Below are 21174 nucleotides of genomic sequence, written 5' to 3'. Positions count from 1 at the left end.
AAATTAATTTAAATTTAAGCCATGCCGAGAAGTAGAACTTCCTTTTCGTAACAATAGCTTAAAAAACACGTAGCAGTCCCTTTATAGAATCTGGTTATCTAAAATAATTATCAAAATATATGCTTCGATCAAGAAAAACGTTCCTCACTTTGTTAATTGCCGGTTGCACCTATTTAAATGCCGTTGCACAACGAACCGAAGTACTCCTGGATGAAGGCTGGAAATTTTCTAAGGGGAATTTTACAAATGCTGCCCAAACTGGGTTTAATGATGCCCGTTGGGAAAACGTTAGCGTTCCTCACGATTGGGCTATTAGTGGACCATTTGATAAAGAAATAGATAAACAGGTAACTGCCATTACACAAAATGGAGAAACCCGCCCCAGTGAGAAAACAGGTAGAACTGGCGCATTGCCTTACATTGGCGAAGGATGGTACAGGAAAAAACTTAACATCCCCGTACTTAAGCCGGGCCAGAAAGTTTTGCTTCAAATAGACGGCGCAATGAGTGAACCCCGGGTTTACCTGAATGGAAAACTGGTGGGACAATGGAACTACGGCTATAATTATTTTTATATCGATTTAAGCCATGAGGTTAAACCCGGCCAGAATCAATTGGCTATTCAGCTCAGGAATATGGCGAAATCTTCGCGTTGGTATCCCGGCGCAGGTTTGTACCGAAATGTACATCTCATTATAAAAGAAGAAAACAGTATCGACCAGTGGGGGATTACGGTAACTACACCTGTAGTGAACAAAGAATTTGCCAAGCTGAATATCAAAACCAAAATCAGTGGTGAAAATGTTCGTTTGGTCACACAGATTTTAGATGGATCGGGAAAACAGGTAGCCATAGATACAGCTAAAACCATCTTCGGCAATGAGGCCGATCAAAATATTAAGCTTAGCCATCCAAATCTCTGGAGCCCTGAAAGTCCTTACCTCTATACTTCCGTTTCCAGTGTGTACGAGGGTAATGTATTAAGGGATGTCGTTAAAACCAGGTTTGGAGTCCGATCCATCAGCTATCTTGCAGGTAAGGGTTTCAGCCTTAATGGCGAGGTGAGGAAATTTAAGGGCGTTTGCTTACACCATGATCTTGGCCCATTGGGAGCGGCTATTAATATCGCAGCGCTAAAAAGACAATTGACTATTTTAAAGGAAATGGGTTGCGATGCCATCCGAAGTTCGCACAATATGCCCTCACCAGAACAACTGCAACTGTGCGACGAAATGGGCTTTATGTTCCTGGCCGAAAGTTTTGATGAATGGGCAAAAGCCAAGGTAGAAAATGGTTATCACTTGTACTTTAATACCGATGCAGAAAAAGATATTGTTAACCTGGTTCGTGCAACTAAAAACCACCCTTGTATTGTGATGTGGAGCTCAGGGAATGAAGTGCCCGATCAGTTTGGGGCCGAAGGTGTAAAAAGAGCCAAATGGCTCCAGGAAATTTTCCACCGTGAAGATCCAACCCGCCCGGTAACCGTAGGTATGGATCAGGTTAAAGCAACCATGCAATCGGGCTTTGGTGCCCTGCTTGATGTTCCCGGATTAAATTATCGGTTACATTTATACGGAGATGCCTTTAAAGCCTTTCCTCAGGGCTTTATCCTGGGCTCAGAAACCGCATCAACGGTTAGTTCACGCGGCATTTATAAATTCCCGGTAGTGAAGGGATTTGATAAGCAATACAGCGATTTCCAGTCTTCTTCTTATGATTTGGAGTATTGCAGCTGGTCTAACCTTCCGGATGATGATTTTGTGATGCAGGATGATAAACCATGGGTAATTGGGGAGTTTGTTTGGACAGGCTTCGACTATTTGGGCGAACCAACACCCTACGATACCAGCTGGCCATCAAGGAGTTCTTATTTTGGAATTTCTGATTTGGCAGGCTTACCGAAAGACCGCTATTACTTGTACAGAAGCCGCTGGAATAAAGACAAACCTACACTACACATTCTTCCGCATTGGAACTGGGAAGGAAGAGAAGGGCAAACCACTCCGGTTTTTGTATACACCAGTTATGGAAGTGCTGAGCTGTTTTTGAACGGTAAGAGTTTGGGCATCAGAAAAAAAGATCAATCATCTGCCCAGAATCGTTACAGGCTGATGTGGATGGATGTAAAATATGAACCCGGAACTTTGAAGGTGGTCGCTTTGGATAGTAATGGAAAGCCAGTGGCTGAAGAGCAGGTGCTTACTGCGGGGAAACCTGATCAGATTGTGCTAACCGCAGACCGTAAGGAAATTACTGCCGATGGTAAGGATCTGTCTTATGTAACGGTATCGGTAGTCGATAAAAATGGAAATGTTTGTCCGACAGCAAATAACCAACTCAATTTTGAAGTAAAAGGCGCAGGAAAGTTTAAAGCTGTATGCAATGGCGATGCCACCTCACTGGAATCGTTTGTTAAGCCAACCATGAAATTGTTTAGTGGCAAGCTTGTGGTGCTGCTGCAGGCAGATAAAAAAGGTGGACCAGCGCAGTTAAAGGTCACTGGGAAATCATTAAAAGGCGGAAGTCTGGAAGTGCTTTGTAAGCCAGAAAATTAATGTGAAAGAGCGGGATGGAAGGTGTGTTTAGTGTAAAAAAGAAGCCGGTAAGAAAAGTGTTTTTGAAATAAACACCAGTTTTCTTGACGAAACCCTGGAACGCCGAAAAAGGCATTCCAGGGTTTTTTATGATCATTTATACATCGAAGTTCGATCGCGCTCTATATGCGAAACAGCCCCTTTACAAACCCATCGCTATCAGTTTCACTCACATCAATGCGAAGGTTTCCCTGCATTTTTAGGATATTTAATTCCATTTCTTTATTCTCCATATGGTTATGAGGGAAATGGTGCAGGGGAAACAATCACGAAAATTATCCTGTGATTTTCAGCGAACTGATCAAATCATTATCCAGTGTTAAATGGAACTTTAAAGTAGCCGGGCTACCCGGAAAATTCCCTGCTACTTCTGCAGTAAGTAAATCTCCGCTCTCGGTTTGTTCGTAGTCCAATGGCTTCATAACGGTATGATATTCGTGGTTCGAGTGCTGGTTCCAAGCCCGGATTTCCACTTTGCCGTGATGGGTTTTGCCCTCATCGTGAACAATAGCGGTGTCTGCAAAACATTCTGCATAAGCCAGGGTGTCATGAGCATTTTGCGCTTTTATTAAACTGGTGATTACTCGAGGTAAATTCATGATACAATATATTAGGTGATTAAATAGTCGGAATGGTTCCGCCATCGATAATAAACTCTGTTCCGGTGAGATAGGCAGCCCTTGGTGAGACCAGGAAGCCAACCAGTTCTGCAACTTCTTGCGGTTGTGCAGGCCTTCCAATCGGTATGCCGCCCAAAGCGTTCATCACGCTTTTTTCTGCCTCCTCTATGGTGATGTTGGCGCTTTTAGAAATCCGTTCGGTCAACCGTACAGATGCTTCGGTCATTATCCAGCCTGGTGATACGGTAAGTACGCGTACACCTTGGGAAGCCACTTCTTTCGATAGCCCCTTACTGTAGTTGATCAGGCCAGCTTTTGCTGCGGCATAAGGCAACGTGGCTTCGTGCAGTGGTAGTTTGCCCTGAATGGAGGCGATATGGATGATTACCCCGCTTTTTCTATCAAGCATTTGCGGTAGGAAACCCCTGTCCAGGCTAACCGGAACCAGCAGGTTCGTGTGGATGGAAGATTCCCAGTCTGACGCACTGAGCGCAGCAAAGCCGCCACCAGGCGTTTCAGAGCCCCCAAAGTTGTTGATCAGAATATCCAGCTTTCCAAATTTTTCCATCACTTGGCTAACCAATATTTCAATGCCTGCTGGGGTACTCAGATCGGAGGCGATAAAGTAAAGGTTAAACTCATTTTGCTCAGGTTGATTCCTTGCCGTAATCACCACCTTTGCTCCAGCTGCATGCAGCCGTTCGGCAATGGCTTTTCCTGCCCCCCTGGTGCCGCCTGTCACCAGCGCTACCTTGCCGGTCAGCTCGTTACCATAATTAAATTGTTTTTCCATTTTGTATTTGTTTTGTACAAATCTCGGTAGTACATCAGGCACCAACAAGTACGGGCTTACGATTCAAATAGGGAGAAATTTATCCCTATTGTGCATTGGCAACCATCGCACTATATTTGTGTTGATGTATACAAGAAAGATCATACCATACCTGAATTGCGGGCTCGACCTGGTAGGTGAGGTGCTTTACGGGAAGTGGAAGCTCCGCATTTTATGGTTTATCCATGAAGGACACAAACGCCCGAGTGAACTACAGCGTAAGATACCTGATGTATCAAGGCGGGTTTTGAATATCCAGTTGAAGGAGCTGGAAGAGCATGAACTGGTTACCAGAAAGATCTATCCGGTTATGCCGCCTAAAGTGGAATATGATCTAACTGATTTTGGAAAGACCTTGATACCTGTAATCCATACCATCGGACTTTGGGGAGACGAGCACGAGGACCGGCTTAAAGAAGTTATATCCAGACAATTCCAGGGGAATTCGATGCCTCCAACATCATTGAAAGGAGATTAATTTTTAGGATAAACCCATGTTGATTTTTAAAATTAAAACCATCAACAAACTTCTTTTTGAACATCCTTATGATTAATATACCACCAGTTTGTTAGAGATTGTTATTTTTGCAACCATACAATTTTAACAATGAAAAACACACAGTACTGGTTAGTGAAAAGCGAGCCATTTAAATACAGCTGGGAGAAGTTTAACGAAGATGGTCGTACCTTTTGGGATGGCGTTCGGAATTATCAGGCAAGGAATAACCTGAGGGATATGAAAGTAGGTGATTTAGTGCTTTTCTACCACAGTAACGAAGGGAAAAATGTAGTTGGGGTAGCTAAAGTAGTTAAAGAATCCTATCAAGATCCAACAACGGATGATACCAATTGGGTTGTAGTAGATTTATCTCCGGTTCATTCGCTTAAAAATCCGGTTTCATTAGAGCAAATTAAAGCCGAAGAAACCTTGAAAGACATTTCACTGGTTCGCCAGGGGCGTTTATCGGTAATGCCCTTAAAGGCAGAAGAATTTGATAAAATTTTAGAAATGGGCAGTTAATCTACTGCCTTTTTTTATGCCTTATCCAGAGGAATATTTTTTTAACGATCTTGCACAGTAAGTCAGTCCCTCGAACAGCATCTTAATATGAAAGCAACCTATTTTATACTCATCTTCTTCCTGATTATAGGTGTAGCCAAGGCCCAGCATGTAAAACCATATCTAACTGTTGTTAAAACACAATCTGATAAGCAAAAAGGGATTTTATACAAGGTAGATTCTACGCATATTATTTTAAATGATGAGGGTACTTTTAATAAGATTGCCATTGCAGAAATAAAGCGTATCCAGATTCGTATTCCGAAAAGAGGTTACAAGGCTGTTGATTTAGTGAAAATTGGATCAGATCCCCAGGAGTATAAAATGAATCCGAATGGGAAAATGGTCGATAAAAATGGACAGGAAATACCTACGTTTGAAGACGAATTGGCTACCACATTTTTTTCTGTTATTGGTACTGGGATTGCCAATGCACTTTTATGGCCTATTCATAAAATTAATCCCAACCAGGCAAATTTTAATCTGCCCAAAGATAAATCTAAGCTCAGCGAACTCGCTTATTATTCTATATATTACCAAACTCATCCCGATGTTTTAAACGAGCTTAAAAAGATGAAGGCGATATCAACTTCTTTTAAACCCTGATTTCTTCCCTTTTGCGCTTGCTCAATGTGATACCAAGTGTCATAACGATGCTCGAACCCAGTACCACTAAAAACAGAAACGATGTACCCACTTGCGGCAGCTTTAGCGAATCGGGTAAATTGAGATACAATAGTATGCTGATTAATCCCCTTGGAGCAATATAAAGGAAAGGAGTGGCACTATCTTTCTTAAAGATTTTTAAACAGATTAACCTGATTACATAGATTGAGGCTAAAATGAAGAATCCGTTGGCCAGAACAGGTTGGTCGTTGAGCTCGGAAAGGTTCATGGTAAATCCGAAAATTACAAAGAAGAAAGTTCTTAAAATGAAAGCACTTTCTGCTGATAGCTGATAAAGTTGCGAGAGGTCTGCCGTTAAGTTTTTATATAAAAATAAACCTCTAAACCAGGCGTTTTGGATGGTATCAGCATTATTCAGAAATAAACCAGTGCTTAATATTAACACCAGTGAAGAAAGATGATAAGACTGTCCGATAGCGTAAACCAGGATCAGGATAGCAATGATCAGGAAGAACTTAATGTGATGCACCAATCGCCCCATAATGTATAACAATACAATACAGGCAACAGCAGAAAGCAGAACAATCAGAAAAGTGCTAAACCCAAGGCTCACAAAAGAATAAGCGGAAACCGAAGCATTGCTGACTACAAAATTGAAAACGATTACGCCAAGAATGTCAGAAAAAGACGATTCATAAATCACAAACTCTTTATCTTTTCCATTTAAAGCGGCGGCAGATGGGATGGCAATGGCCGAACTGATTACGCTAAAAGGTACAGCATTGGCCATGCAAGTATAAAAATCTTCCTGTGTAATCTGATAGATAATAAACGTAATCACTGCGATGCTCAGCAGCAGAATAGATAACGCCGATAAGAAAGCACTTTTAATAATTTTGTTTTTATTCTTATCGTATTTAAGTTCCAGAGAACCTTCAAAAACGATTAAAATTAACCCCACGGTACCCAAAGTAGGTAGTATGGTTAAGAAGTTATAGGTGTGTATCTTAAGGTAATCGACTAAAAAACGCAAACCAATACCCAACATCAACAGCAATAAAACCGATGGTATTTTGGTTTTACTCGCCACTAAGTCAAACAGATAAGAAAAAATTACTAATCCACTTAAAATAATGAGAATGGTGTAGGTTGTCATGCTTTTTATTTTAGTCTGATGGCTAAAATAGCAGAAACAAAATAAGCTTGCAGTACTTTTCTGTAAAAATTATGATTTAGAAAATAAGGCCTTGAGTTCAAGGGCTTCATCAGGATGCATTTTTCCGCCCAAAACCAATCTTAATTGTCGTCTTCTTAATGCACCTTCAAACAGTTCAACTTCCTCTGGCGTTTCAGGGATGAGCTCAGGAACAGGAATGGTTCTGGCACTCTGATCTACTGCAACAAAAGTGTAATAAGCCTCATTACTTTTCTGGCGGGAGCCACTTGGAATATTTTCCGACCATACATCTAAACGGACTTCTACAGAGGTGTTAAAAGCCCTGGTAACCTTTGCTTCAATGGTAATTACATCGCCCAGTTTAATGGGTTGTTTGAAAGAAACATTATCTACTGAAGCTGTTACAACGATGCGGTTACAATGTTTTTGGGCAGAAATTGCGGCAGCAATATCCATCCAGTGAAGCAAACGTCCACCCATCAGATTATTCAAAGTATTGGTGTCATTGGGAAGCACCAACTCATTCATAATTGTAAAACTCTCTTTCGCAAATTTCTTTTTCAAACTCATAACTAGGCGCAAAAGTAAGCAAATTTGGGCTATAAATGCACTATCCTCAACACTCCATGATTTATTTTTAGCCCGGGGCCTGAACAATTCTTTAAAAAGGATGTTATGTTAGCATAAAAAATAAATGAATGCAAAACCAAACCATTATCCAATATTTCCATTGGTATTATAACGAGGAACAAAATTTGTGGAATAAGGTAGCTGCTGATGCAGCTCATTTAAAGGAAATTGGCGTAACAGCTGTTTGGCTCCCGCCCGCATACAAAGCCAGCACAGGAGGATATTCTGTGGGCTATGATGTATACGATTTGTTTGACCTTGGAGAATTTGATCAAAAGGGTAGCGTAAACACCCGGTATGGTAGCAAGGCAGAATATATAACAGCAATCGATGCACTCCATGAGCAAGGAATATCGGTTTTAGCCGATGTGGTCTTCAACCACAAAGCTGGTGGAGATGAGCTGGAGCGAATTCCGGTGAGGACTGTAAATGAGGAAAATCGAAATGAATTTACCAGCGATGTATTTGAAATAGACGCATGGACCCGGTTTACTTTTCCGGGCAGAGATGGAGCTTACTCCGGGTTTATTTGGGATCAACAGTGCTTTAGTGGTGTAGATTGGGCCGAAGACCTGAAAGAAACAGCTATATATTCAATTCAGAATTCTGCAGGTGAAGGCTTCGAGGATGTACCTTCTACCGAGTTTGGAAATTATGATTACCTGATGTTCAACGACATCGATTTTCGTAATCAGGCCGTTGTAGATGAACTTAAGTACTGGGGCGAATGGGTGGTAGAGCAGACCAAAGTAGACGGATTTAGATTGGATGCCGTAAAACACATCAATCCACATTTTATTGTCGAATGGATAGATCATTTAAACCAGAAGTTCAACCGAAATTTTTTTATTGTGGCTGAGAATTGGGACGTGGTAAATACCGCCGAACAGGAAGAATATATTCAGATAACAGCTGGGAAAACTCAAATTTTTGATTCACTCCTTCACCATAATTTTTTCCTGGCCAGTAAAGAAGAAAACAATTTTGATATGCGGACAATCTTCGACAATACCCTGTTGCAGATAAACCCCGAACTTGCTGTCACCTTTGTAGATAACCACGATTCTCAGCCCTTACAAGCACTGGAATCTTATGTTGAGTTTTGGTTCAGGCCTATGGCATATGCCATTATATTGTTGCGGATGCAGGGCATTCCCTGTTTATTTTTTCCTGATCTCTACGGTGGTATTTACGATGATCAGAAAGAAGGAGAGGACTTTCATATTCAGCTGGCCATTTTACCCGAATTGGAAACCATGAGCAAAATCAGGACCCATCTGGCTTATGGAGAACAGCGCGATTATTTCGACCATGGAAACTGTGTAGGCTGGACAAGGGCAGGGGATGAGGAACATCCTGATAGCGGGCTGGCTGTATTGCTAAGCACAGGAGAAGAAGGTTGGAAAACAATGGAGATCGGTAAGCATTTTGCCGGTAAAACCTTTATCGATGCGCTGGGAAAACATGAAGAAGGAATTGTAATAGATGAGGAGGGTTTTGCCGAATTTCACTGCCACGCCAAAAGCGTTTCGGTTTGGGTTCAAACCACCTAATATTGCGAAGTTTCGAAAGCGCCGGCAATGGTTATATACAAACGAAGTTAACCGGAAATGGTCCCGGTAAACTTCGTTTGTATAATTTTTTGTACTACAAAAAGCTATCGGCTTCGCGATAAGCGGAAATCAAGGCCAATTCACCTTCTTTACCGGGTTTTGAATTGCCGTGTTCCATGCCCATCACCCCTTTGTAACCTTTTTTGTGCAAGTGTTTAAAAAGGTTTTTATAGTTAATTTCGCCTGTTCCAGGTTCTTTCCTGCCCGGGTTATCACCAATTTGAACATAAGCGATCTCATCCCAGCAACGATCGATGGTTTTGATCAAATCGCCCTCTGTGCGTTGCATGTGGTAAATGTCATACAGAATTTTACAGGAAGGACTTTGTACCGCCTTGCATACCGCATAGGTTTCATTTGTTTTTTGCAAAAACAATTCTGGGGTATCGCTAAGGGTTTCCAATACCATAATCAGCCCATGGGGTTCAAATATCTCTGCGCCCGCTCGCATGGCGTCGATTACATTGGCAAACTGGTTACCATAAGGTAAGTTTCGCTCGTAAAAACCAGGTACAACGGTGAGCCACCTGGCATTACAGCGTTTGGCGGCCTCAACAGATTTTTTGCAGGTTTCTACAAATTTATCTTTGAACTCTTTTTTCCCAGTGGTTAAAGAAGTTTTCCAGTTATCCCCACCATCTACTACAAAAACCCCCATACGCATGCCCAGTTTGGCCAAAAGTTTACCAATTTTCTCCTGCTCCTCAACCGGGCGGTTTAGGTAACCATTGTCTTCAATAGAACGAAACCCTTTATCATACATAAATTGGATCTGGTCCAGGAAACTTTTGCCTGCATGACTTTCAAACATGCCCTGGTGTGGGGCATAGTCCATATTAAAAGTTCTATCTGCAGCAAGAGGAGTAGCTTTATCTGCTGCAAAAGCACTTGTAATGCCTGTTCCGGCAGTTATTGCGCCAGCAGTAAGCAGGCTATTTTTAATAAATTCACTTCTTTTCATTACAGCGTATTGGTGGGTTTAGTACTGTCGGTTAATAATTTTTTAAATCCCAAAGTAAGGGTGTCGGCCACGGAGCCATCTTTTTGGTGATATACAAAGTAGGCTTCTAAATCTTTTCTTTTGGCTACAAAGGCCAAAGCCTCTTTTAAAGGCATGGCCATTAAAGCATTGTCATAACCATCGGCGGTTATGGCATCTTTAGCGTAAACGGTTACACTGATCATTTCATTGTCTAAAGGATAGCCTGTTTTAGGATTAATGAGGTGGGTGATTTTTTTACTTCCGTTCTGATGAAATTTCCGGTAGTTACCAGAAGTGGTAATGGAGCCATGTTCCAACCCGGCAATATGCCGGATACCGGGAATGCCATTTTCATCTGGCCCCTCAATGCCGATTTTCATGAGGCTGCCATTGGGTTTTCGACCCGAAATCCGGATCTCTCCACCAAGCTCGGCAAGGTAACATTTGGCGCCCATTTGTTCCAGATATTGAGCAATTAAGTCTACGCTGTACCCTTGTGCTATACCATTAAGATCAATCTGAATGCAAGCTTGTTCCTTAGCCAGAAAGTTTTGTTTTAATCGCAGGCGTTGCATGCCCACGCACCCTAAGATCTGCCGAATGGCAGCACTATCTGGCGTTCCTTTTTGTTGTTTTGGTCCAAAGCCCCAGGCCTGAACCAGTGGAGCAACGGTGATGTCAAAGATCCCTCTGGTATCGCGGTTGATCTCAAAACTTCTTTTGAGCACCGCCAGCATGAGGGGGTCTACCTCAATGCCGCTGTCTGACTTGTTAAATTTACTAATCAACGATTCTTTTTTATAAAGAGACATCGATTCATCAATTACACGGAGCAGGCTATCAATCCCTTTCTGCGTTACGATGCTATCTGTAGCATAATAAGTAATGGCATAATCCGTACCCTGTGCATACCCTGAAATTTTATAAGGCTTCAGTTCCCCTTTCAGAAAAAAAGCCGTTAGAAAGGGTATACACAGAATCAGGTAACGGATATACATCTTAAATTTAGATTACTTTCGTTTTTCCTGGCATTGCATAAGGATATATGCCATTTGCATCAGGCAGTACCTTAGGCGTAGCATCCCAGGCCAAACGATCAGGCATTAATATCTCATCAGATGCCAAAGCCTCATCCCACTTAATTACCTTGCCCGAGTAAGTGGCTAAACGGCCAATAATACTGGTTAATGTACTGGTTGCAGCGTAATCGGCATTGGCGAATTTATATTGACCATTTGAAATGGCTTCAAATAACTCATCATGTTCTGTTTGGTAAGGGTTTGCATTCCCTTTAGTGTTGTGTTTATAGATTTCATTTCCTTTGGCATCCCACAAAACAGCCTGGTTTCCGCCAGATAAATATACTTTACCTTTAGTGCCCTGGAAAGTCTCATCCACCCGGTTGCTGATCCCTTCAAAGTGGCGGCATTGGCTGTAAACTACAGATCCATCTTTATAGGTGAGCTCTACGGCATGGTTATCATAAATTTCCCCATAATCTTTTCCGGTTCTCCATGCGCGGCTACCCGTTCCCTGAATGGAAACCGGATGATCGCCTTTAACCCAATTGGCAATATCTATGTTGTGAACATGTTGCTCTACTATATGATCGCCACAAAGCCAGTTAAAGTAATACCAGTTTCTCATTTGGTATTCCATTTCGGTTTGGCCAGCAACACGTGGGCGCACCCAAACACCACCACTGTTCCAGAATACCTGGCCAGAAACGATGTCGCCAATAGCGCCATCCTGTATACGTTTAATAGCTTCGCGATAATTGGTTTGATATCTTCTTTGAAGACCTACTACCACATTCAGTTTTTTCTTTTTAGCTTCTTCGGCTGCAGCCATTACTTTTCTGATCCCTGCCGCATCAACTGCTACAGGTTTCTCCATAAACACATGTTTACCTTGCTTAATGGCTTCTTCAAAGTGCATCGGCCTGAATCCTGGAGGCGTAGCCAATAATACCACATCTGCCAGGGCAATGGCTTTAAGGTAACCTTCAAAACCTACAAACTGTCGGTCTTTGGGTACATCTACTTTATCAGTGAATTTTTCTTTTAAATTGGTATAGCTGCTTTGCAAACGATCTTCGAAAGCATCTGCCATAGCAACTAGTTTGAGGTTAAATTTAGTGCTTAAAGCCTGTACAGCAGCACCTGTTCCGCGGTCGCCACAGCCAACCAAAGCAATTTTAATGGTATCGCTTCCCGATGCATAAGCACCTGCCAATGGAATGCTGCTCAATAATGCTCCACCAGCCAGTAGGGCAGAAGTTTTTAGAAAATCTCTTCTTTGTTGGGTAATAGGTTCTTTTTTCATTTGTGGATTAGTTTGATTAGGGTAGATTTATATGTCTTTTATAGGTTTTTTATCGTAATAAGCATCAATTTCTGCCTTTGATGGCGTTTTGGCCGGTCTTACCAAACGCATACCTACAAATGGAGCTTCCGGAAACCACCAGTTGCTTTTTGGAATTTGCGGGTCAAGCTGCTTCCAGGCCGGATCAGATGCCAAACGGGCTGTAGAAGATAAATTCTCCGGGCTTTCATCATAAGAGCCGCCACGAACAACATTAGGGTACAACTTGCTCGGTACAGCAACCGGATTTACAGCAGCTTTACCGCTGCTCTTTGCATAAAAATCGGCAAGGTACTCATCGTAAGTCCACTCACTTACATTGCCATGCATATCATATATTCCCCATGCATTTGGTTTTTTTAGGCCAACCTGATGGGTTTTGTTTTCGCTATTTTCACCATACCAGGCGTATTGCTTTAAATCTGCAGCGTTGTCTCCAAAAGAATATTTGGTGTTCGTTCCTGCCTTACAGGCGTATTCCCACTCGGCTTCTGTTGGTAAACGGTAGAAGACACCTGTACGTGTGTATAGCCATTTACAAAACTGAATAGCATTATATTGAGTCATGGCCAGGGCTGGTTGGTTTTCCTTGCCCATACCAAAGGTCATGTCAAGATAGGGTTTGGTTGGTCGGGTAACCGCATCCACTTCTGCAGGAATTTTACCTTCACTGGCTTTTAATTCGTAATCGCGATACAGGAAAGGCTCGAAAATGTTCCAGGTAACCTCATGTTTTCCAATCCAAAAAGCATCTAACTGTACTTCATGGATAGGTTTTTCATCTGCTTTTCCATTATTACTGCCCATTTTAAAGCTTCCGGCCGGAACAGCCTGCATATCAAAACTTAGTTTGGTGCCGTCAATTTTTTGAGTATAAGGTTTTAAACTGGTCTGTGCATTTAACTGCACGCAAGAAAAGGATATTGCCGTTAAGGCAAGAAGTTGTTTAAACATATTTTTTGGTTAGCATGCTTATTTCGGGGATAAGCATTTTTATTATTTCAAATCTGAAATACTAAAGTAATTAACCCTGCTTAAAAAGAAGAAAAATTTTGTAACAATAAAGGTAGAATTGACAATTAATTGTACGCAATCGATTGTCTATCTTTCTGAAATCTTATTAGTTAGGTTAGTGTAGCCCACTAAAGTTTCCCATCTTGCTCCGGGTCTTTTATAGTATACAAAAATCTGGTAGCTGTTTTCTGTTTGAAAGAAGGAACCCTCAAATGGCCTGGACTCAACTGTATTTGTAGTCTTATCCAGCCAGGCATATTCATAATCATAAAGTCCTTGCTTCAGCATAATATTGCCGTAAAATTGTTTCTTACTGGCATCATAAAGCAATTTGTTTTCAGCACCTAAAGTATAGTTGTTGAAACGGCCAATTACATAGGCTTCACCATTGGCACCTGGTGCGGCTGCATTCAGGGTAAATAAAACACCCATATACTCCGATTCGGTTTTGTCATCCCTGCCATCTGTATTGCGGATAAAGAAATTTCCATTCTCATCATATTGATTGGCAAATGCACTGGTATTTCTGCTAATGTCTTGAAACAGCAGCACGTTTACCGATTCATTATCACGATAAATATCACGTACATTATCGCCTTTAAAACGTAAACTGCGTGTATCAAACTTTCTAAATTCATTTCCAGCCCAGAAATCGTTGGTGTTAAGGTCGTTATAAATTAATTGATTGGGCTTAACAAAAGAAGGACGCTGGTTAACCTGTGCAGTGTTATAATCAAAGTTCTGCATCACTATGGCCTTTAAATCCTGGTAGGGGTTAGGAATCGGAATAGCATGATTGAGTGTGAAGTTAACTTTCTGCTTGTAATTCCTAAATTCTACCTGCATGGAATTGCCGATTTCGGCAGCCACCGCAACCTGACTATCAACAATGTAAAAACGCTGAGAAATCACTGGTTTTTTAATGTCGCCATCCTCATAAACCTTTAGCAAGTAGTTGCCGCCAATTTTGGGTTGCACCTGTTGGTTAGGAAGTGTCAGTTCGTAATGGGTATATTTTCTGGTGGTGTTAGAAGAGTATCTGTAATTGATAATCCGGTCATCATTGAAACTTTCCAGGTAATCTATACTCGAAATTTTAGATGGTTTCCAATCCGAAGTACAGTGTTCAACCGTATACCAATAGTTTTTAGTGCCAGCCAGTAAATCGTCAAAAGAAAAAATTAATGTTTCTGATGAGTTTAGCATAATCACAGGTAAACTCTGTTCCTTCTTGCTGTTATAGCATTGTGCCGTTTTAATGTTGGGCAGGTAGATTCTGTTTTCGTAGCTGAAAGTATTATTGCTCTGGGCAAAAGATAGGGTAGAGATGAAAAATAAAACCAGGAATATTATTTTTTGCATTTTTAAAAGTAAAGTTTTCAGCTGAAGGCACAAAACTTTGGCTAATTTGTACCTTAAAATAAAAGCCGTTGATTTTTCATCAACGGCTTCTAAAACCATTTATTATCTGGGCTTTGTTTAACCCTCTAATTCCATAATATCAGCGGCTAAGCTTTCCCATTTGCCCTGGTTAGTATCCAGATCTTGTTTCGCAGCCAAATAACGCTCATTGGCTTCCGCCAGTTTATCTGCTTTGCTGTAAACTTGTTCATCAGCCAGTTCAGTCTCAATGTCCTTCACCTTTTGCTCCAGTTCAGTAATGTTCTGTTCTACTTTCTTCAACTCATCATTCAGTTTCTTCAATTGATTTGCCGTATTGGGAGTTGAAGCAGGTTTTGCAGCGGGCTTTTCCTTTTCAGGCATTTTTACCGGAATAGGTTTCGAAATCGGTACCACACGTTTACTGTTCCACTCTTCGTATTCTGCATAAGTGCCCGGATATTGCTTAATCTTTTCTTCTTCTATAAACCAGATTTTGTTGGCTACATTATCTAAAAAGTACCTGTCGTGAGATACTGCAATAAAAGTACCCTCAAACTGCTGTAAAGCTTGTATTAAGATGTTAACCGATTGTATATCAAGGTGGTTGGTAGGCTCATCCAGAATCAGGAAATTCGAATCTGTAGTTAATGATTTCGCCAGCGCTACACGAGATTTTTCTCCTCCCGAAAGGACTTTGATTTTCTTGAAAACATCATCACCCGTAAACAGGAAACAACCTAAAATGCTCCGCAGTTCTGTATCGGTATGTTTGGGGGCAAAAGCTTGCAGCTCTTCTAAAATGGCATTATCCAAATGAAGCGATTCAAGCTGGTGCTGTGCAAAGAAAGTTGTGGTTACATTGTGTCCGGTTTCGCAGGTTCCGTCGGCTTTTTCTGTTCCGGCAATAATCCGCAACAGGGTAGATTTACCCTTACCATTGGCACCAATTAAGGCAATTTTATCCCCTTTTTCAATCACCGCTTCTGCATCATCCAGAATGTGAACATTCGGGTAACGCTTGGTAACATGCTCAATGCGAACCACGTGGCGACCAGATGGCTTGGTGAATTTAAAGCTGAAGTTAACTGTTGGGTTATCATCATCTACATCATCTACACGCTCCAGCTTATCTAAGGCTTTCATCCTCGATTGAGCCATTTTTGCCTTACTGGCTTTAGCTTTAAAACGTTCAATTAAACGCTCTTCCTGCTTAATTTTAGCTTGCTGGTTTTTAAATTCTCCTTTTTGGATTTCAGCTCTTAAAGATTTTTCTTCAACATAGAAGCTATAATTACCTGCATAAACAGTCAGTTTTCCTTTACGCGATTCTACCGTACGGTTTACAATCTTATCCAGGAAATACCTGTCGTGAGAAACAATTACAATAGCCCCTTCAAAACCTGCCAGATAGTTTTCTAACCACTTAATAGAGGGTAAATCCATGTGGTTGGTAGGCTCATCAAGCAACAGGATATCGGGATCCTGCAAAAGAATTTTTGCCAGCATAACACGCATCCGCCATCCCCCGGAAAAGGTGTTTAGCGGCCGTTGCTGATCGGCTGTGCTGAAACCCAAACCTGCTAAAATTTCATTTGCCCTGTATTCGATGTTGTAGCCATCCAGTGCCTCAAATTCCTGCTGTTTATCGCTCAGCTTATATAAAACCTCCTCACTATAATCGGTCTCAATTTTTTTGAGTAATTCTTCAATCTCATCATGTAACTTATTTTGGCGGTCAAATGCCTCCATGGCCACATGTAAAATGCTGTGATGCGATTCATAAGAAAGTAAATCCTGGTTCAAATACCCAATTCGCAGGTCTTTCGACATGGATATGGTACCCGAACTCGGTGCATATTCGCCCACAATAAGTTTTAAAAGAGTAGACTTCCCTGTCCCGTTGGCACCAATTAATCCGGCTCTGTCGCCCGGTTTGATGTGCCAGTTCGCCTCATCGTATAAGGCCCTGGAGCCTATTAAAAATGTTAAATTATTTATTGAAATCATTTCGGCTGCAAAAGTACGAATTTTAAAGGGCATTTTATTTCTTAAATCAAACAGGAGCAAGTTGGCTAAGGGGTCAGGTGCCGATTTGAAAAGCCCATTCACAGCATTTTTAGAAGTTTGTTCCTGCTATCCGCTATAGCTCCGATGAAAAAATCGGAGGCTGCCGCTGCTATCAGGTTTAAGTACAAAGCAGACTGCATAAAACGCGGGTTGCAATACGCCTCCAGGTTTAAATGGAGTTTTATCTTGCCTAAAATCAAATTAATACGATACTTTTGAACTAAACAGGCCTTTTCATGAAAAACGAAAACATCAAAATCCTCAGCAAAGAAATTTTGTCAGATAACTGGTACACCCTCAATAAAATCACATTTGAGTACCTTAAAAAAGATGGAACCAGGGAAATTCAAAACAGGGAGGCTTACGATAGGGGTAATGGTGCTACGATTTTGCTCTATAACCCGGCAAACGGGACAGTTATTTTAACGCAACAATTTCGCTTGCCTACTTACATTAACGGAAATGAAAGTGGTATGCTCATCGAAACCTGTGCAGGCTTATTAGATAAAGACAATCCTGAAACAGCCATTAAGCGTGAAACAGAGGAAGAAACAGGTTATCAGATTAAAGAAGTTAAAAAGGTTTTTGAAGCCTACATGTCGCCCGGATCGGTAACAGAAATACTTTACTTTTTTGTAGCCGAATATTCAAAAGAAATGAAAGTTAACGAGGGGGGTGGTCATCACGATGAGCAGGAAAATATCGAAGTTTTAGAAATGCCTTTCATCAAAGCACTTGATATGGTTGCAACAGGAGAAATCAAAGACGGCAAAACCATCATGCTCTTGCAGTACGCACAACTGAATCAGCTCCTGGGTAACTAAGATTGTAAATTGTGCTAAACCCGCTTGTCATTCGGTTCCTATCCCTACGCTATTCAGGTATCACTCAGGGTAAATTCAAGGTAATTACAGGTTAACTCCACCTTCTGGTACTAAAACGTGGACCTGAGGTGGACTTACTGTGGACTTGCCCAGCCATTTGCAGATAAAGCAGCACAAGAAATTTCTTGCTTATTCATGACTAAGTTACTCAAAAAAATCCTCACAACAAAGCCCATTACTAACCATTGCCCACTGACTAATGACTATTAACTAATGACTAATGACTAAAGACTACTGACTAAAAACTACCCCCCTTCAGTTTCAACCAGCTTACCTTCTTTATTTCTTTTCAGTTTAACAATGGGTTTCTCCTGAGTTCCGGTTATGCTCAAAGGAATTCCGAAAATTCCAAAGGGAGGGAGCCCCAGGCGGCCGCTTAAATTTAAACGTCCGTCTAAACTCACTTGTCCTTCAAAACGTGGCCTGAAACCAGCTACCTTCATTTTGGTTTGCTCAATAGTAATGATGTTGTTCTTAATGGTCGATTTGATCTGTACATCAGACAAATCCGGATTGGTTAAGCTATCCCGTTTGGTCGCTTTACTAACAGCATTCATCATTTTGAATCCCATTAAACTTATCTTTTTTAAACTCAGTATACCACCACCTTTTAACGATGGAAGAACCGGAAACATTTCGGCGTTCAGTTTGCCTGAAAGCTGGTAATCTAAACCAACCAGGCCTTTTACTTTCGAAGCCGAACTGGCCATCTCCCTGAATAACTTAATCTCTTTATAGGCTCTTGCAATGTCAAATTCTTTGGCCGTTAAGTGGAAATCAAAAAGCCCTGATTTAGTGCCTGTACTTTTGTAGTTGGCATCCATACCAACTTGTGCCCCCGCAATATTAAAGCCTGTTTGCTTTAAAGCTAAAGCCCCATTACCAATTAACAGGGTGCCCTTAGCATCGTTAATGCTTAATCCGTTGTAAATTACCGTTTTGGCATTAGCTGTAAAAGTGATATCCAGGTTCTCCGGGATCAGGATTACACCGCTGAATCCTGCTGCAGTACCTGTCGTTGTCGGATCTGCATAAACCATAAATTCATCAGCCAGAATTTGGTTGCTGATTAGTTTGAAGCTGCCTTTAAGCTTAGCCTTATCATTCAGTACGTAATTAATTACGTTGTTTAAATGGCCATTTAACTTAAAGTCAGATTGTCCGTAAGAAGCATTAAATTCATCAAACCTCATTTTGTCCTGATGGAAAGAGAAAATGCCGTTTTTAATCAGAAAGTGCTTAGGGAATAAATCAGATTGTAAGTTTAGTTCCTTTATGGTCATTCGGCCACTATTTTGTAATTTGCCATATCTGCCATTCATGGCGTCACTTTGTAAGCCTTTTAAAACCAGGTCTGTAAAAATCAAACCCTTAACCTGGTAGCCCTTAATGGCAAAAAGCCGGTACATTTTACCAATATCTACAGTTCCCTTAGAAGTTACCTGATAGGCAATATTTTCAAAGTTCCGGATGCTCGCTTTTAATATAAATGGCTGATCGGCCATCTTGAAAGAGATCGGTTTTATATTGAGCCCGGTGTTTTTTAGCGTCCCATCCTTATTTACTAAATCAGCATCAATTTGAATATGATCTAAAGCTTGCTCAAAGGCCGGAGTTTTAATCCTGCCATTTTTAAGGTTAATGCTTGCAGTGGTTACCGGGAAAAGCTTTTTGGCTTTATTAAAGGGGCCTTTACTTTGCAGGTCGATATTTAATAAACCACTTAGTTCATAGCCTTTAATGGGATAAATGGTTTTCAGATCGGCAAAATTAATCAGCGACTTTAACTGGATATCCATGGGCATATTTTCTGCTGTTTGCAGTTTGGCATAACCTTTAATAAAATTATTCAGGGCCTGGATATCTATGTTTTCAACAGAAAATTTCGAGTGTCTATATTCACCATCGGTGTTCGAACCATTCACCTGGAAGTTAATTCTATCAATGGCTGCTGGCATAGCCAGATACTTGAAATAACCATGGTTTAGAGAAGCTTTTAAAGAAAATTTTGGTACGGTTGTAAGGGTATCAACTTGTCTGATACCTGAGCGTACTACTTTTTTACCATATTTTCCGGCTGCTTTTAAATCGAGGTTTAAGCGACCTTTTAAAACCAGGCTATCCAGGTTAACCACTTTTGCCCATTTTTCCAGGTCGATATCAGAACGGGTGTCTGTGTAAATCTCAGGCGTTTTAAAACCTTTAACTTTGGTAATGGAGGCAACATAGTCTTTCCCAATGTTAAAAAATAAGCTATCCATATTAATGGTCAGGCTATCTGTATTTAACCCCGGGAGTTTCGTTTTCAAGTTTAAAAACAAATTGCTAATGGGCTCCGGTGCATTTGGATTGGAAATATAGCCCTCTCTAACTTTCATGTTAAAGGCAAGCGTGGGCATTTGATGGGTTGCAGCAATATATTTTCCAATCAGTGAAGCATCAACCTCGGCATAACCTTTAATGTTGGTGCGTGCCAGTCTATCGGCTATTTCGGGAGGCAATGCAGTGAAAATGTTATGCAAATCGGTTTCTTTTGCATTTGTTCTGAAATCAATATCATAGCCATCCTTTAAGAAGGAGAAATGGCCCACAAAACGAATAGGGAGCGAATTGATCACCAGGTTATTTTCATCAAAAATTAAATTTAAAGAGTTGGTGTTAACCTTTGTAATCAGCTTTGCATTTATTTTTTTCTTCAGGAGGTAAGGAGTATTGGCATAAAAAACATCCATTTCTTTTATAGAAAGCGTACTTTTCAAATCAAAAATGGCATGGCTTAAATCTCCCTTCCCGGCATAATTAAAGCCTTTTGTTCTGATCAGCATCGGGATAGACTGATCATTATAAGTTAAAGTACTGTTATTTATAAAAATACCTTCGATTTTAATGGCAGTTTCACTCTCGCTTTTGGAAGGCTTTTCTGTCGGTTTGCTCTCATATACGTTATAGTTGGCATGCCCTTGCTTATCAGTAAGTATATTAATCCTAGCATCATCCAGATAAAATTCATCAATTTTTACCTGTTTCGAGAATAATGATAATAAATTGATGCCTAAAGCCAATCGTCTGGTATAAACAAGTGTATCCTGTTGGAAAGGTTTTGACCCTTTGAGTAAGAATTTGTTGAGGTTTAAAGTTAAAGAAGGAAAGTGACTGAAGAAGGAAATGTTGGTGCTTTCAAATTTTACTTCGCCTTTGATATTGCTATTGATAATCCGAGTAACCTCTTTATTTATCGTTTGGGGAATTAAGTAAGGAATAATAAACAACAATGCTATTATAGAAATTAGGCCGATACCTAATATTTTGAAGAACTTTTTCAAT

Annotated in this window: 17 protein-coding genes; 6 read left to right on the top strand and 11 right to left on the bottom strand. The window is 40.8% G+C overall.

Features of this window, described 5'->3' with window-relative positions; translation table 11 throughout:
• Positions 1-119: 119 nt before the first annotated feature.
• Entirely contained in the window at positions 120-2558 is a 2439-nt protein-coding gene (locus ACQY77_RS06380; protein WP_421938816.1) for a DUF4982 domain-containing protein, read from the top strand.
• 314 nt (positions 2559-2872) lie between these two features.
• Here the strand turns inward: ACQY77_RS06380 and ACQY77_RS06375 are convergent, their stop codons facing one another.
• Positions 2873-3196 carry a nuclear transport factor 2 family protein gene (locus ACQY77_RS06375; RefSeq protein ID WP_421938817.1) on the bottom strand — a complete coding sequence of 108 codons (324 nt, stop codon included), beginning with the start codon at positions 3194-3196 and terminating at the stop codon, positions 2873-2875.
• A 19-nt stretch (positions 3197-3215) separates the two neighbouring features.
• Positions 3216-4010: an SDR family oxidoreductase gene (locus tag ACQY77_RS06370; protein ID WP_421938818.1), complete on the bottom strand. Its 795-nt coding sequence runs from the start codon at positions 4008-4010 to the stop codon at positions 3216-3218.
• 124 nt (positions 4011-4134) lie between these two features.
• Between ACQY77_RS06370 and ACQY77_RS06365 the strand changes: the two genes are divergently transcribed.
• The 3 genes from ACQY77_RS06365 (at position 4135) to ACQY77_RS06355 (ending at position 5715) form a co-directional block, all read left to right on the top strand.
• On the top strand, positions 4135-4527 hold the full coding sequence (locus ACQY77_RS06365) for a winged helix-turn-helix transcriptional regulator (RefSeq protein WP_421938819.1): 393 nt from the start codon (positions 4135-4137) through the stop codon (positions 4525-4527).
• Between the two features lie 129 nt (positions 4528-4656).
• A complete protein-coding gene (locus ACQY77_RS06360) occupies positions 4657-5070 on the top strand; it encodes an EVE domain-containing protein (RefSeq protein ID WP_421938820.1) in 414 nt (137 codons plus the stop codon).
• Positions 5071-5157: 87 nt separating this feature from the next.
• Positions 5158-5715 carry a hypothetical protein gene (locus tag ACQY77_RS06355; RefSeq protein WP_421938821.1) on the top strand — a complete coding sequence of 186 codons (558 nt, stop codon included), beginning with the start codon at positions 5158-5160 and terminating at the stop codon, positions 5713-5715.
• On the opposite strand, the gene ACQY77_RS06350 is transcribed toward ACQY77_RS06355, so the two are convergent.
• Both ACQY77_RS06350 and ACQY77_RS06345 read right to left on the bottom strand, forming a co-directional pair.
• Positions 5705-6892, bottom strand: coding sequence for a sodium:proton antiporter (locus ACQY77_RS06350; protein ID WP_421938822.1), 1188 nt, complete (start codon positions 6890-6892; stop codon positions 5705-5707). The genes ACQY77_RS06355 and ACQY77_RS06350 overlap by 11 nt on opposite strands.
• Positions 6893-6961: 69 nt before the next feature.
• The gene (locus tag ACQY77_RS06345) at positions 6962-7483 is read right to left on the bottom strand and encodes an acyl-CoA thioesterase (RefSeq protein WP_421938823.1); all 522 of its coding nucleotides are present in this window, start codon (positions 7481-7483) and stop codon (positions 6962-6964) included.
• 128 nt (positions 7484-7611) lie between these two features.
• On the opposite strand from ACQY77_RS06345, the gene ACQY77_RS06340 reads away from it, so the two are divergent.
• Positions 7612-9096, top strand: coding sequence for an alpha-amylase (locus tag ACQY77_RS06340; protein WP_421938824.1), 1485 nt, complete (start codon positions 7612-7614; stop codon positions 9094-9096).
• 94 nt (positions 9097-9190) lie between these two features.
• Here the strand turns inward: ACQY77_RS06340 and ACQY77_RS06335 are convergent, their stop codons facing one another.
• The 6 genes from ACQY77_RS06335 to ACQY77_RS06310 form a co-directional block, all read right to left on the bottom strand.
• Positions 9191-10117, bottom strand: a complete 927-nt coding sequence (locus ACQY77_RS06335; protein WP_421938825.1) for a hydroxypyruvate isomerase family protein — start codon at positions 10115-10117, stop codon at positions 9191-9193.
• Complete coding sequence (locus tag ACQY77_RS06330) at positions 10117-11136, bottom strand: FAD:protein FMN transferase (RefSeq protein WP_421938826.1); 1020 nt, start codon at positions 11134-11136, stop codon at positions 10117-10119. Before ACQY77_RS06330 ends, ACQY77_RS06335 begins: the two co-directional genes overlap by 1 nt.
• Positions 11137-11143: 7 nt before the next feature.
• The gene (locus ACQY77_RS06325) at positions 11144-12463 is read right to left on the bottom strand and encodes a Gfo/Idh/MocA family oxidoreductase (RefSeq protein WP_421938827.1); all 1320 of its coding nucleotides are present in this window, start codon (positions 12461-12463) and stop codon (positions 11144-11146) included.
• 27 nt (positions 12464-12490) lie between these two features.
• Positions 12491-13456: a formylglycine-generating enzyme family protein gene (locus ACQY77_RS06320; protein WP_421938828.1), complete on the bottom strand. Its 966-nt coding sequence runs from the start codon at positions 13454-13456 to the stop codon at positions 12491-12493.
• A gap of 147 nt (positions 13457-13603) precedes the next feature.
• Positions 13604-14878 carry a DUF5103 domain-containing protein gene (locus tag ACQY77_RS06315; RefSeq protein WP_421938829.1) on the bottom strand — a complete coding sequence of 425 codons (1275 nt, stop codon included), beginning with the start codon at positions 14876-14878 and terminating at the stop codon, positions 13604-13606.
• A 117-nt stretch (positions 14879-14995) separates the two neighbouring features.
• The gene (locus ACQY77_RS06310) at positions 14996-16906 is read right to left on the bottom strand and encodes an ABC-F family ATP-binding cassette domain-containing protein (RefSeq protein ID WP_421942392.1); all 1911 of its coding nucleotides are present in this window, start codon (positions 16904-16906) and stop codon (positions 14996-14998) included.
• A 296-nt stretch (positions 16907-17202) separates the two neighbouring features.
• Here ACQY77_RS06310 and nudK point away from each other — a divergent pair, with 296 nt between their 5' ends.
• The gene (gene nudK, locus ACQY77_RS06305) at positions 17203-17790 is read left to right on the top strand and encodes a GDP-mannose pyrophosphatase NudK (protein WP_421938830.1); all 588 of its coding nucleotides are present in this window, start codon (positions 17203-17205) and stop codon (positions 17788-17790) included.
• 305 nt (positions 17791-18095) lie between these two features.
• On the opposite strand, the gene ACQY77_RS06300 is transcribed toward nudK, so the two are convergent.
• Complete coding sequence (locus ACQY77_RS06300) at positions 18096-21173, bottom strand: AsmA family protein (protein WP_421938831.1); 3078 nt, start codon at positions 21171-21173, stop codon at positions 18096-18098.
• Position 21174: the final 1 nt, after the last annotated feature.

The organism is Pedobacter sp., from assembly GCF_965279535.1.
GTDB lineage: Bacteria > Bacteroidota > Bacteroidia > Sphingobacteriales > Sphingobacteriaceae > Pedobacter.
This window is presented reverse-complemented; position numbering and strand designations above follow the sequence as displayed.

Bases quoted from the DNA above. Each gene is read 5' to 3' on its own strand.
- ACQY77_RS06380 (WP_421938816.1), top strand. From the start codon at position 120: ATGCTTCGATCAAGAAAAACGTTCCTCACTTTGTTAATTGCCGGTTGC.
- ACQY77_RS06375 (WP_421938817.1), bottom strand. From the start codon at position 3,196: ATGAATTTACCTCGAGTAATCACCAGTTTAATAAAAGCGCAAAATGCT.
- ACQY77_RS06370 (WP_421938818.1), bottom strand. From the start codon at position 4,010: ATGGAAAAACAATTTAATTATGGTAACGAGCTGACCGGCAAGGTAGCG.
- ACQY77_RS06365 (WP_421938819.1), top strand. From the start codon at position 4,135: ATGTATACAAGAAAGATCATACCATACCTGAATTGCGGGCTCGACCTG.
- ACQY77_RS06360 (WP_421938820.1), top strand. From the start codon at position 4,657: ATGAAAAACACACAGTACTGGTTAGTGAAAAGCGAGCCATTTAAATAC.
- ACQY77_RS06355 (WP_421938821.1), top strand. From the start codon at position 5,158: ATGAAAGCAACCTATTTTATACTCATCTTCTTCCTGATTATAGGTGTA.
- ACQY77_RS06350 (WP_421938822.1), bottom strand. From the start codon at position 6,892: ATGACAACCTACACCATTCTCATTATTTTAAGTGGATTAGTAATTTTT.
- ACQY77_RS06345 (WP_421938823.1), bottom strand. From the start codon at position 7,483: ATGAGTTTGAAAAAGAAATTTGCGAAAGAGAGTTTTACAATTATGAAT.
- ACQY77_RS06340 (WP_421938824.1), top strand. From the start codon at position 7,612: ATGCAAAACCAAACCATTATCCAATATTTCCATTGGTATTATAACGAG.
- ACQY77_RS06335 (WP_421938825.1), bottom strand. From the start codon at position 10,117: ATGAAAAGAAGTGAATTTATTAAAAATAGCCTGCTTACTGCTGGCGCA.
- ACQY77_RS06330 (WP_421938826.1), bottom strand. From the start codon at position 11,136: ATGTATATCCGTTACCTGATTCTGTGTATACCCTTTCTAACGGCTTTT.
- ACQY77_RS06325 (WP_421938827.1), bottom strand. From the start codon at position 12,463: ATGAAAAAAGAACCTATTACCCAACAAAGAAGAGATTTTCTAAAAACT.
- ACQY77_RS06320 (WP_421938828.1), bottom strand. From the start codon at position 13,456: ATGTTTAAACAACTTCTTGCCTTAACGGCAATATCCTTTTCTTGCGTG.
- ACQY77_RS06315 (WP_421938829.1), bottom strand. From the start codon at position 14,878: ATGCAAAAAATAATATTCCTGGTTTTATTTTTCATCTCTACCCTATCT.
- ACQY77_RS06310 (WP_421942392.1), bottom strand. From the start codon at position 16,906: ATGATTTCAATAAATAATTTAACATTTTTAATAGGCTCCAGGGCCTTA.
- nudK (WP_421938830.1), top strand. From the start codon at position 17,203: ATGAAAAACGAAAACATCAAAATCCTCAGCAAAGAAATTTTGTCAGAT.